This is a genomic window from Komagataeibacter nataicola (assembly GCF_003207795.1).
GTDB lineage: Bacteria > Pseudomonadota > Alphaproteobacteria > Acetobacterales > Acetobacteraceae > Komagataeibacter > Komagataeibacter nataicola.
Genome location: NZ_NIRT01000016.1, coordinates 16,509 through 28,835 on the forward strand (window position 1 = coordinate 16,509; position 12,327 = coordinate 28,835).

A 12,327-nucleotide genomic window follows, 5' to 3' on the forward strand; every position below is an offset into this window, starting at 1 on the left:
TGATCGGCTATGAGCGAAAAACTGGATCATTTCGATCGTGCCATATTGCGCGCCCTGCAAAAGGATGCCGGCCTGTCGCAGCGCGAACTCGCCGAGCAGGTCGGCCTGTCACAGAATGCCTGCTGGCGGCGGCTCAATGCCCTGCGCGCGCAGGGGCTGGCAGGCGAGCGCACCCTGCGGCTTGATCCGGCAAAGCTGGGGCTGGGGCTTACGGTTTTTGTCATGATCCGCACGCGCAGCCATTCGCGTGAATGGCTGGAGCGCTTTCACAAGGCTGTCAATGACATCCCCGATGTCATCGATTTCTACCGTATCGCGGGCGATTACGATTACATGCTCAAGATCATAACCCGGGACATGGCCTCGTTTGACAACATATACCGCACCCTGATCAACCGGGTCGATCTCGATACGGTCACATCCTATATCGCCATGGAGGCGATCGCGGCCAACCGTGATCTGCCAATCTGAAGCCGGGCAGGGTAAAAGGTTTCGGGCACTCCCTTCCGGCGGCATTCACGCCGGTTCAGAACCAGCTCCGCACGCCAAAGGTCAGGCGCAGCGCCCCGGTCTCGCCCTGCTGGTCATGCACGATGCGGCGGGCCTGTGTCAGATACCCCGCATAGGACACGGCTACATAAGGCGCGAATTTGCGCCATATCTCATAGCGCAGGCGCAGACCCGCATCGACATCCGAAAGCCCCGCGCCAACCTGCCGTTCCGGGTCGGACCTGGTATAGAGATTGAACTCCGCCTGCGGCTGCAGGATCAGCCGGTTGGTGAGCAGGAAATCGTATGATCCCTCAATACGGCCAGCAAATCGCCCCCGGTCGCTGGCATAGGCGGTGGCCTGGAATTCGAACTGGTACAGCGCCAGCCCCTGCACGCCCAGCGCGCCCCATGTGCGGGTAGGGCCATCATCAATATCGGCACGGATACCGGCCTGCACGTTCCAGTAAGGCGAGACCGCGCGGCTGTACAGCAGTTCGTGGTCGCCATCATGCAGGCGGCCATGCTCGAGCGTGCCTTCCGATTTGAGCCACAGCCTGTTGTAGTCGCCACCGTACCACGCCTCGCCATCCCAGCGGAAATCCGTGCCGCCGGGCGCGTAACGCCCCTCAAGCTGATCGAGAATGCCATGGAAGTAGTGGCCCTGATCCATGACCGGCTTCATGCCGCCCACATAGGCCACCGGCGTATTCGTGGGGGCGTCGGCCGCGTGATAAAGCGGCTTGGGCGGAGGCTTGCGTGCGGTTGCCGTTGTGGTTTTCCGTGCCGTGGCTGTGGCCTGGCTCTGGGCCTGTGCGGGCACGGTGGCGGCAGGCAGCAGCAGGGCTGCAAGAAGGAGCGCGCGCCTCATTCCACGATGACCGTGCGGAACATGCCCGTTTCCATATGCAGCATGAGGTGGCAGTGATAGGCCCACAGCCCCGGCGCATCCGCCGTGACAAGATAGCTCAGCTTCGAGCCGGGCTGCGAGATGAGGGTGTGCTTGTAGGGGCGGTAGGCGCCCTGTCCGTTTTCGAGTTCGCTCCACATGCCATGCAGGTGAATGGGGTGCTCCATCATCGTGTCATTGATGAGGGTGAAGCGCACGCGTTCGTTGTGTCTGAGCCGGATTGGCCCTGATTCGGAAAACTTGCGCCCGTTGAAGCCCCAGATATAGCGCTCCATGTTGCCCGTCAGGTGCATGATGATCTCGCGCGTGGGTGGCCTTGGGTCGCTTCCGGGCCGGGTGGCGCGCAGTTGGCTGTAGTTCAGCACGCGGCGGCCATTATGCTCGAGCCCATCGCCGGGGCTGCCCAGGCGGTCTGTGGGCATGCGGGCGATATTCTGGTTTTCCACGTTCAGGGGCGGGGGGCCGGGGTCGTCCACTTCCACCAGCACGGGCGCGTCATGGTCCATGGCTTCGGGTGTGTGCATGTGGGCGGCAGGCTTGTGGTGCATGGGTTCATCCATGCGGTGTTCAGGCATGGACATGCCGTGTCCGTGCCCGGCTGGCGCCGGGGGCGATGGCCGCATGTCCTCCATGTCCATGTCATCCATCGTGCCATCTCCGTGGGGTGTCGGTTCCGGGGTGGATGCCTGCATGCCGCTCATGGGGTGCTGCGGTGCATGATCCATCATGCCGCTTTCATGGCGCGGCATGGGGTGGTTGTGCGTGTGCGATGTCTGCATGTCGGATGCAGGCTCCGGCATTGCCATGCCGTTCATGCTTTCGCCGGGTTTCATGTCGCCCATGCCCATATCGACCATGGTGCGCACCGGGCGCGGGTCCATGGGCGGGAGGGGGCCGTGCATGCCCGGTTGTGGCGCCAGTGTGCCCCGGGCATAGCCGGTGCGGTCCTCGCTCTGGGCAAAGATGGTGTAGGCGCGCGCCTCCCTGGGTTGCACGATCACGTCATAGGTCTCGGCCACGCCAATGCGGAACTCATCCACCGGCACGGGTTCGACCGCATTGCCATCGGCGGCGACCACCAGCATTTCCAGCCCCGGTATGCGGATATCGAAAAAGGTCATTGATGCGCCATTGATGAAGCGCAGCCGCACCCGCTCGCCGGGTTTGAAAATGGCGTTCCAGTTCATGTCAGGCGCGTGGCCGTTGAGCAGGTAGGTATAGATCACGCCCGTTACGTCAGCGATGTCTGTTGCCGCCATGCGCATGCGCGACCAGGCCAGCCGGTCCTTCAGCGCGGCAAGAGGGCCGCCTGCCGCTCTGGCCTCGCGCGGGAAGGAGGCCAGCGTGCGCTGGCGGAAGACGTAATAGTCATCCTGCATCTTGAGGTTGGAGAGCATGTCCATGGGCGAGACATCCGTCCATTCCGAGAGCACGATGACGTAGTCACGCGCGCAGGGCTGCGGGTCGGGAACAGGCGGATCAATGACGATCGCGCCATACAGTCCCTGCGCCTCCTGCATGCCGGAATGGCTGTGGTACCAGTACGTGCCGCTCTGGGTAACGGGAAAGCGGTAGGTAAAGGTCTGGCCGGGCGCGATGCCGGCAAAGCTCAGCCCCGGCACGCCATCCATGGTGGCGGGCAGGCGCAGGCCGTGCCAGTGGATGGAGGTGTCTTCATCCGCCAGCGTGTTGGTGACGTTGATGCACACCGTATCACCCTGCCGCCAGCGCAGGATGGGGCCGGGCACGCTCCCGCCAATACAGGGCGCGTGCAGCACCTTGCGGTCGATTTCAATACGGGTGCGGCCCACGCGCAGGTCCCAGCGCGCACTGGCGGCGGGGGGCACCTGGCCGGAGGTAGGAGTATGGGCATGCAGCGGGCGGGGCAGAGCGGCCATGGCCGCTCCTGCGCCCAGCCCCGTTACAAAACGGCGACGGCTCAGGCCGCCCCGGTTGCGAGACGGAATCAACATGAAAAAAATCCGGAAAGAAACAGGTCAGTCAGATCCCGCCCTGCACAGGACAGGGCGGGAGCCAGAACGGGGTGACGTGTTCAGATGTTCCGGATTTTTGGGGGGCGCAGGGGCGGCAGCCAGTCGCCTCCCGGCGCGGGCGCCTGCCGGGATGCGAGGAAAGCACGTGTTCCCTCGGCGGACAGGCCGGTCAGGCGCTCGGCCACTGGCGGCGCGGGCATGTCCGACAGGCCCGCATGCACATGACAGCACGGGTCCTGGCGGGGGGATGGATCATGGTGGGCATGATGCATGCGCGTCATGTGCAGGGCATGGGCGGGGGTCATGCACTCAGGCGTCATGGTGCAGGGGGGGGGCAGCGTATGGGCGTGGGCAGTCGGCGCGGGAACGGCGCCAAGAAGCAGCCCCGCCTGCATCAGCAGCCAGACCAGCAGGCCAACCCATGTCCGGCCCCGTGCCCTGAACATTCCGCACTCCCATCCGCACGAAGCGTTGCAAACTGTTGCCCATCATACCCATGGGGGGCATAAAGGGAAGCTTTTTATGCCAGTCCGCCTGCGGCTTTATCAGATGAAAGTTTCAGGTGAAGCTTTTTTCAAAAAGGCGGCACCCGAAAACTTTTATCCTTTCTTAACAGGCTGCCTGCGCACCAGGCGGGTCGCGATCAGCATCACCGCCAGCGTAACGCCCCATGCCACGAGCTGGATGCCCATGGGCCGGTCGGAATAGCCCACCAGTGCCTTGGCGGCCCGCCCCACCATGCTGCCATCAGACAGCAGCCACGACGTATCCCACACCTCGTAGCCCAGGGCGGGCACGATATCATCGCCCGCCAGCAGGGCCGCGGCCTGGCTGGCCATGCCTGCGGCCAGCAGGGCGATGAGCAGGCCGGTTACAGCAAACAGCCGGTGCAGCGGAATGACGATCAGCCCGCGATACAGCAGCCACGATATGCCGCCGCCCGCCACAATGCCCAGCAGGCCGCCCACCAGCATGGGCACCGGGCCGGAATGGGTGGAGACCGCGATGCCATACAGGAATAGCACCACCTCCACCCCCTCGCGCAGCACCGCCACGGCCACCACCACGGCCATGGCCGCAAGCGAGCGCTGGCCGGTTGCCACCTCGGCGCCCAGCGCCTTCATGTCGCCCGCCATCTCGCGCCCGTGGCGGGTCATCCAGATATTGTGCCAGCCCAGCATGACCACCGCGATGCACAGGATGGTGGCCGAGAACACATCCTGCCCGTTGCCCGACAGCGCCGCCGAGAGGCTGCCGGCAAACACAGCCACCACGGCGGCCCCTGCCACGCCCGCGGCAATGCCGCCCGCCACCCAGCGCCCCCGGCCCGCTATGCCCTGCGTTGCCGCCAGCACGATGCCAATGATCAGGCCCGCTTCCATGACCTCGCGAAAAACGATCAGCAGACTTCCCAGCATGTTCAGGGCTCCTGCGTTACGGTAACGGTGCCCGTTGCCTGGTCTGGGTGGTAGTCATCGAAGAATTTGTAGGTGCCCGGATGCAGCGGCCCGGCATGGACCGTAATGGTGCTGCCCGGTACCACGATCTTCTCGAATTTCAGGTCATAGCTTTCAAATTCGTCCGTCGTGTCATCCTGATTGTCCAGCATGATGAGGAAACGCGTGCCCGCGGGCACCGTAAAATGGTCCGGGCTGAAATGATGGTCCTTGACCACCAGGTGCACGGGGTCCTGCGCCCATGCCGGTGGGGCGGACAGGAGGGCCGCAAGCCCGAGGCAGGACAGGATGGTCGCGTAACGCATGAACAGACTCTCCGTGGAATGACGGCAAAATATTGCGACTTATTATCACTGTCAATTTTGGCCTTACGATCACGACTTCTGCGGCCCGGCAGTTGATCCGGCACTATGAGCGCCAAAGGCGTGATAAAATAAGAAGTTTTTGGCGAAGCTTTTTCCCAAAAAGCTTCACAGGATACGGTCTTTTCGAAAAAAAAAGGGCACCCGGAAACCTTTACTTTTTTCGTGGCGATCAGACACGCTGCGGGCAGATCAGGCGGAACCAAACAGACGGCCATTCCCTTAACCGCCTGTATCCGCAGCGCGTGTGCCGCCAGGCGGGTCCATGTTCTGCCCCGGAAGGTCAGCCGCCATGATTACCGTGCATCATCTCGACAATTCGCGTTCCCAGCGCATCCTGTGGCTGCTTGAGGAACTTGAGCTGCCCTACGAGATCCGTTTCTACAAACGCGACCCCAAAACCATGCTGGCCCCAAAAAGCCTGCGCAAGGTCCACCCGCTGGGCAAGGCCCCGATCATTACGGATACCGAGAGCGACGTGACGCTTGCGGAAAGCGGGGCCATTATCGAATACCTTGTCGAACGCTACGGCAACGGGCGGCTGCAGCCCGAACGCGGCACGCCCGAGCACGTGCAGTTTCTGTACTGGCTGCACTATGCCGAAGGCTCGGCCATGCCGCCGCTGCTGCTCAAGCTGGTATTCGGCCTGCTGCCCACGCGCGTGCCCTTTATCATCCGCCCCGTGGCCAGCCTGATCGCGGGCGGGGTGCAGTCACGCATCATCAACCCGCAGCTTAAACTGCACATGGATTTCTGGGAGCACGCACTCAGCCAGCGTGAATGGTTCACGGGCAAGGACTTCACCGCGGCCGATATCCAGATGAGCTTTCCGCTTGAAGCCGCAGCCTCCCGCGCCGGAGCGCTGGGCGGCAGGCCGCATGTGGGTGCCTTTTTGCGGCGCATCCATGCACGGCCTGCCTATCAGCGCGCGCTGATCAAAGGGGGCGCCTATGCCTTTGCCTCGGCGGGTGATGCGGCTGGCTGACCGCACGGCTGCGGTTTACGCCCTACCTCGGTTCGTATTAAGTGCGCGCATTCCTTCCGCGCCTCCGAGGTTCCATGATTCGTCTCGACAGTATCAGCAAGCATAACGGCCAGCGTCTGGTCTTCATCGAAGCTTCGGCTGCCTTGCAGAAGGGCGAGAAGATCGGCCTCGTGGGGCCAAACGGGGCGGGCAAGACCACGCTGTTCCGCATGATTACCGGGCAGGACGAACCTGATGAAGGCCAGATCCTGACCGATCGCGGCATCACCATTGGCTTCTTCAGCCAGGATGTGGGCGAGATGACCGGCCGCAGCGCCGTGGCCGAGGTGATGGAAGGGGCCGGTGCGGTATCGGAGGTCGCCTCCGAACTGGCCATGCTGGAAACGGCACTTGCCGACCCCGAGCAGGCCGATCAGCTTGAAACCATCCTTGAGCGCTTTGGCGAGGTGCAGGCCCGCTTTGAGGAACTCGGCGGTTATGCGCTCGACAGCAGGGCGCGTGAGGTGCTGCACGGGCTTGGCTTCAGCCAGGAGATGATGGATGGCGATGTCAGCCGCCTCTCGGGCGGGTGGAAGATGCGCGTGGCCCTTGGCCGCATCCTGCTCATGCGCCCCGATGTGATGCTGCTTGATGAGCCAAGCAACCATCTTGACCTTGAAAGCCTGATCTGGCTCGAGCAGTTCCTGGCCGGTTACGATGGCGCGCTGCTCATGACATCGCATGACCGGGCGTTCATGAACCGGGTCATCAACAAGGTGATCGAGATTGATGGCGGCAGCCTGACCAGTTTTTCGGGCGATTACGAGTTCTATGAACAGCAGCGCGCCCAGAACGAGAAGCAGCAGCAGGCCCAGTTCGAGCGCCAGCAGGCAGCCCTTGCCAAGGAAATCAGCTTCATCGAGCGCTTCAAGGCCCGCGCCTCGCACGCAGCCCAGGTGCAGAGCCGGGTCAAGAAACTGGAAAAGATCGACCGCGTCGATCCGCCCAAGCGCAGGCAGGCGCTGAGCTTCGACTTTCCGCCCCCGCCGCGCTCGGGGGAGGATGTGGTCAAGCTGCGTGGCGTGGATAAAAGCTATGGCAGCCGCGTGATCTATCACAACCTCGATCTGCTGATCCGCCGGCGTGAGCGCTGCTGCGTGCTGGGCGTGAACGGTGCGGGCAAGTCCACGCTGCTCAAGCTGGTCACTGGTGCGACCCAGCCCGATGCGGGCACGGTCACGCTGGGCGGCAGCGTGAAGCTGGGCTATTTCGCCCAGCATGCCATGGACCTGCTTGATGGCAGCCGCACGGTGTTCGAAACGCTGGATGACGCCTTTCCGCTGGCCAGTCAGGGCTCGCTGCGGGCGCTGGCAGGCAGCTTTGGCTTCTCTGGCGATGAGGTGGAGAAAAGCTGCCGCGTGCTGTCAGGCGGCGAGAAGGCGCGGCTGGTCATGGCGCTGATGCTGTATGATCCGCCCAACTTTCTGGTGCTCGATGAGCCGACCAACCACCTCGACATCGCGACGAAGGAAATGCTGATCGCATCGCTTGCGCAGTACGAGGGCACCATGCTGTTCGTATCGCATGACCGGCACTTCCTTGCCGCCCTGTCGAACCGGGTGCTGGAAGTCACCCCCGGTGGCATCCATCAGTATGATGGTGGCTATACGGAATATGTCGCCCGCACCGGGCAGGAAGCCCCCGGCCTGCACGCCTGACCCGGCGGGCCTGCCCTTGAAAATACCATTGGGGGGTATAAAGTCAGTTCGGTGAGCATGAGGAGCGCCACCGTGGCCCAGACTGTCAGTTTCCCCGTAGGCGGCATGAGCTGTGCGGCCTGCGCCACGCGGCTTGAAAAGGTGCTTAACCGGCAGCCGGGCGTGCAGGCCACGGTCAACTTCGCCACCGCTCGGGTGCAGGCCGAGGTCGATGATCCGGCAACGGCGCTGCCCGCCATGGCCACGGCGATTGACAGGGCCGGATTCACGACCACCCGGGAGAGCGTGGACCTGTCGGTTACCGGCATGAGCTGTGCCGCCTGTGCGGCGCGGGTCGAGAAAATTCTCAACCGCCTGCCGCTGACACAGGCCAGCGTGAATTTTGCTACCGGGCGGGCGCATGTCACGTTTGTGCCTGGCGTGAGCGGGCCGGAAACCTTTATCACCCGCATTGAAAAAGCCGGTTTCGGCGCGGCTCCGGTGGATGACGCGGCACCTCGCCCAAACCCGCACACCCTGCGCATGCAGGCCTGGCGGGAGGAGCGTAACCAGTTTGTCCTGACCCTGTTGCTGGCGCTGCCGTTCGGGGCGCAGATGCTGGCCATGCTGGGGGGCATGGGGTTCATGCTGCCTGGCTGGGTGCAGGCCGCGCTGGCTACGGTGGTGCAGTTCTACTGCGCGCGCCACCTTTATCCGCGTGCGTGGAAAGCCGTGCGCGGGGGGGCTGCCAACATGGATGTGCTGGTGGTGCTGGGAACAGGCATCGCCTATTTTTTCAGTCTGGCCGTTCTGGTCCTGCGCCTGCCCCAGCCGCTGTATTTCGAGAGCAGCGTTGCCATCATCACGCTCATCTCACTGGGCCGCCTCATGGAGAGCCGCGCGCGCGATAAAACCGCGGCGGGGCTGGAAAGCCTGCTGAAGCTCCAGCCCCCGCTGGCCCATGTGGAGCGCGCTGGCGTGGTACATGACTGCCCGGTGGAACAGGTGCGCGTGGGTGATGTGTTTGTCGTGCGCCCCGGCGAGAGCCTGCCAGTGGATGGCACGGTGCTTGATGGCGCATCGGACGTGAATGAAGCCATGCTGACCGGCGAGAGCCTGCCCGTGGCCAAACAGGTGCATGACACGGTTTTCGCGGGCACGCTCAACACCACCGGCAGCCTGCGGGTAAAGGCCACCGGGGTAGGGGCGGATACCGCGCTGGCCCATATCGTGAAAATGGTGGAGCAGGCCCAGGGCAGCAAGGCGCATGTGCAACGTCTGGCCGACCGGGTGGCGGGCGTGTTCGTGCCGGTGGTGCTGGTGCTGGCGGCTCTCACCTTTGGCGTGTGGTGGGGGGTGAGTGGGCAGGTTTCGCCCAGCCTTATCGCCGCCGTGTCGGTGCTGGTCATTGCCTGCCCGTGTTCGCTGGGGCTGGCAACGCCCACCGCCATCATGGTGGGTACCGGGCTTGGAGCCCGCGCGGGCATCCTGTTTCGGAACGCCGATGCACTGGAACAGGCCCAGAAGCTGGACACGCTCATGCTCGACAAGACCGGCACCCTGACCCAAGGCACGCCCATGGTGCAGGATGTGCAGCCCCGGCCCGGCGTGGACCCGGTCCGCCTGCTGGGGGTGGCCTGCACGCTGGAGCAGGATTCCGAGCACCCGCTGGCCCGCGCCATCATGGCGCATGCTGCAAACCTTGGCGTGCAGCACGGCATGCTGGCCGCCTTTCAGGCCACGCCGGGCATGGGGGTGGCAGGCACGGTGGATGGCGTGCCCGCCTGCCTCGGCGCGCCGCGCTTTCTGGCCGAACAAGGCATTGCGCTGGAGCCGCAGGCGGCAGGCGGGCAGGCGGACGTGGGCCGCACTGTGATCGGCGTGGCGCAGGCGGGGCGCCTGCTCGGCCATATCACCCTGTCCGACACGTTGCGGCCTGATGCGGTGGCCAGTGTGGCCGCATTCCGGGCGGCGGGCATCCGGGTAGTCATGCTCACGGGTGACAGTCCGCAGGCAGCAGGCCCCATCGCGGCGGAAGTGGGGGTGGATGACTGCCACGCGGGCGTGCTGCCCGGTGACAAGGCGCGGATCATCGAACAGTATCGCGCGCAGGGTCATGTGGTGGGCATGGTGGGGGACGGCATCAATGATGCCCCGGCGCTGGCGGCAGCCGATGTGGGGTTTGCCATCGGGGCCGGTACGGCCATTGCGCGCGAGATGGCGGATATCGTGCTGATGAAAAATGAACTGGCCAGCGTGGGCGATGCCATCTCGCTCTCACGCGCAACACTGGCCAAGATCCGGCAGAACCTGTTTTTTGCGTTCATTTATAACATTCTGGGCCTGCCGCTGGCAGCGTTTGGCCTGCTCAACCCCATTGTGGCGGCAGGAGCCATGGCCATGAGTTCGGTCTCGGTCGTCAGCAACGCGCTGCTGCTCAATCGCTGGAAACCGCGCGCGCGATAGCTGAATGGTGCGTACGCCCTGTTACGGTCTGTTCCGCGTGCGTGCGCTCGCCTATGCTATTGCCAGTTGCATGACCCAGTATGATTCAAGGGATAGAACGACGCGTGACCAGACATAAACAGCAGGCGACAGACCCTGCCTCGTGCACGCAGTGCGCCCCGCCGCAGGACAGGGTCGTGGAACAGCCCCATAAAAAAGCCCTGACCAACCGCGTGCGCCGCATTGAAGGGCAGGTGGGCGGCGTGCTGAACATGATTGAGAACGACCGCTACTGCGTGGATATCCTGACCCAGATCTCGGCGGTAAAATCGGCGCTCGATGGCGTTGCGATCCAGATCCTGTCCTCCCACGCCAAGGGCTGCGTGCGCAAGGCGGTGCAGGAAGATGGCGGCGAGGAAACCATGGAAGAATTGCTCGGCATCATCCGCAAGCTGATCCGCTAGGTGTGATCCTGATGAAGTGAAAGATGCGGCCTTTGCTGAAAATGTTCGTTTCATAGTCGTCAGGCACAAAACAGATAGCCTTGGCGCTGAATATTACTATCGCAATGCATCTTTTACTATAGGGTAATGAAAATGATCGTACCGCCTGATTATGCAAAATCGCGCGAGGTATGCCCTGAATATAAGTATTAAATCATCAAAAATGAGAAATTATTATTATAATTGAGATTTTCTATAAAGTATAGAACTATAAATAAATAAAATATATAAATATGTAATAAATAAATTATCAAAGAACTGGTAATATATCACGGCACCCCTCTGCTTCCGGGGTGCCTCCCGGCTTTACAGTCCCAGCGCCATGCGCCCTATGGCTGGGTCATCGGTAAAGAAGCCATCAAGCCCCAGATCCAGATGGCGCCGTATTTCGGCAATCGAGCCGGGCACGTTACGCGCGCTGTCGCCCTCGCCATTGCGCAGCTGCGCGGGCAGGAAAAAGTTCTCGGGGCGGAAGGTGTAGGAATGCACCAGCAGTCCTGCGGCGTGGGCATCATCGATCAGGCTGGTGGGGGCAAGCCACGCGCCGGAGGCATCACGCGGAATGATGTCATCGTTCGAGGGGCCAATGACATCGGCATAGGCCCGCACGCCGCGCAGGCCATCGGGGGTCATGAAGTCGCCAAACGTGACTGTCCTGGCTGTGCCCAGCGTGTCGGGCACCGTTTCCGTGCGCCCGCCCATCAGGAACATGAGCCGGGCCTGTGGGTTGATGGCCTGCACCCGGCCATGGAGCGCGCGCAGGTTCGCCGTCTCGAAGGACTGCACCTCAAGCGGGCAGTAACGGGTGTAGTCGTGGGCGGCGATGACGTGCAGGAACGTTTCTTCCGGCGTATGGCCCAACTGATGGAAATGCGTTGAATTCTTTATTTCGGGTATCAGCCCGATCACGCGCCCGCGGGTTGCCGCCTCGGCTGCGACAAAGTCGATCACTTCCTCAAATGTCGGAATATCGAAATGCCCGTCATAGCGGGTATTGTGGGCACGGATGGCGGGCAGGCGTTCCCTGGCGCGCAGGGTCTTGAGTTCGGCTAAGGTAAAGTCGGTCGTGAACCAGCCGGTTTCCGCCTTGCCATCAATGGTCATGGTGCGGCGGCGGCTGGCAAATTCGGGGTGGCTGGCCACATCGGACGTGCCCGCGATATTGCTTTCATGGCGGGCGACAAGCACGCCATCGCGCGTGGGCACGAGGTCAGGCTCGATATAATCCGCCCCATCGGCAATGGCGCGGGCATAGGCGGCGAGCGTGTGCTCGGGCCGCAGGGCCGATGCCCCCCGATGCGCCATGACGGAGGGCACCGGTGCCAGGGAAGGGTTTGCAAAAGCCTGCCGGGCTGCTGTCAGCGCGGCCATGCCCATTAATGTGCCTGTCATGGCCTGTCTGCGTGTCAGCATGCCTCTGTCCTTTAAAAGCGTGCGCCAATTTTAAACAAGAATACGCACGGAGCAATGGAGGGCGACTGGCCAGAACGGCGCTTAACCGGGAAA

11 protein-coding genes are annotated in these 12,327 nt (G+C 63.0%); 5 read left to right on the forward strand and 6 right to left on the reverse strand.

What is annotated here, in order from left to right:
* Nucleotides 1–9 precede the first annotated feature (9 nt).
* Nucleotides 10–471, forward strand: a complete 462-nt coding sequence (locus CDI09_RS10170) for an Lrp/AsnC family transcriptional regulator (protein ID WP_078526014.1) — start codon at nucleotides 10–12, stop codon at nucleotides 469–471.
* A 55-nt stretch (nucleotides 472–526) separates the two neighbouring features.
* Here CDI09_RS10170 and CDI09_RS10175 read toward each other — a convergent pair whose 3' ends face one another.
* The 5 genes from CDI09_RS10175 to CDI09_RS10195 form a co-directional block, all read right to left on the reverse strand.
* On the reverse strand, nucleotides 527–1,360 hold the full coding sequence (locus tag CDI09_RS10175) for a copper resistance protein B (RefSeq protein ID WP_078526016.1): 834 nt from the start codon (nucleotides 1,358–1,360) through the stop codon (nucleotides 527–529).
* On the reverse strand, nucleotides 1,357–3,372 hold the full coding sequence (locus CDI09_RS10180) for a copper resistance system multicopper oxidase (RefSeq protein ID WP_078526018.1): 2,016 nt from the start codon (nucleotides 3,370–3,372) through the stop codon (nucleotides 1,357–1,359). Before CDI09_RS10180 ends, CDI09_RS10175 begins: the two co-directional genes overlap by 4 nt.
* Nucleotides 3,373–3,452: 80 nt before the next feature.
* On the reverse strand, nucleotides 3,453–3,839 hold the full coding sequence (locus CDI09_RS10185) for a hypothetical protein (RefSeq protein WP_078526020.1): 387 nt from the start codon (nucleotides 3,837–3,839) through the stop codon (nucleotides 3,453–3,455).
* 153 nt (nucleotides 3,840–3,992) lie between these two features.
* A complete protein-coding gene (locus tag CDI09_RS10190) occupies nucleotides 3,993–4,811 on the reverse strand; it encodes an FTR1 family iron permease (RefSeq protein WP_078526022.1) in 819 nt (272 codons plus the stop codon).
* Between the two features lie 2 nt (nucleotides 4,812–4,813).
* Complete coding sequence (locus CDI09_RS10195) at nucleotides 4,814–5,155, reverse strand: cupredoxin domain-containing protein (RefSeq protein WP_172155388.1); 342 nt, start codon at nucleotides 5,153–5,155, stop codon at nucleotides 4,814–4,816.
* 349 nt (nucleotides 5,156–5,504) lie between these two features.
* On the opposite strand from CDI09_RS10195, the gene CDI09_RS10200 reads away from it, so the two are divergent.
* From CDI09_RS10200 to CDI09_RS10215, 4 genes are all read left to right on the forward strand, one after another.
* Entirely contained in the window at nucleotides 5,505–6,197 is a 693-nt protein-coding gene (locus tag CDI09_RS10200) for a glutathione S-transferase (protein WP_078526024.1), read from the forward strand.
* 74 nt (nucleotides 6,198–6,271) lie between these two features.
* On the forward strand, nucleotides 6,272–7,894 hold the full coding sequence (locus tag CDI09_RS10205) for an ABC-F family ATP-binding cassette domain-containing protein (protein ID WP_078526026.1): 1,623 nt from the start codon (nucleotides 6,272–6,274) through the stop codon (nucleotides 7,892–7,894).
* A gap of 72 nt (nucleotides 7,895–7,966) precedes the next feature.
* A complete protein-coding gene (locus CDI09_RS10210; RefSeq protein ID WP_078526028.1) occupies nucleotides 7,967–10,339 on the forward strand; it encodes a heavy metal translocating P-type ATPase in 2,373 nt (790 codons plus the stop codon).
* 104 nt (nucleotides 10,340–10,443) lie between these two features.
* Complete coding sequence (locus CDI09_RS10215) at nucleotides 10,444–10,782, forward strand: metal-sensitive transcriptional regulator (protein ID WP_078526030.1); 339 nt, start codon at nucleotides 10,444–10,446, stop codon at nucleotides 10,780–10,782.
* Between the two features lie 345 nt (nucleotides 10,783–11,127).
* On the opposite strand, the gene CDI09_RS10220 is transcribed toward CDI09_RS10215, so the two are convergent.
* Nucleotides 11,128–12,234, reverse strand: coding sequence for a glycerophosphodiester phosphodiesterase (locus tag CDI09_RS10220; protein WP_078526032.1), 1,107 nt, complete (start codon nucleotides 12,232–12,234; stop codon nucleotides 11,128–11,130).
* Nucleotides 12,235–12,327: the final 93 nt, after the last annotated feature.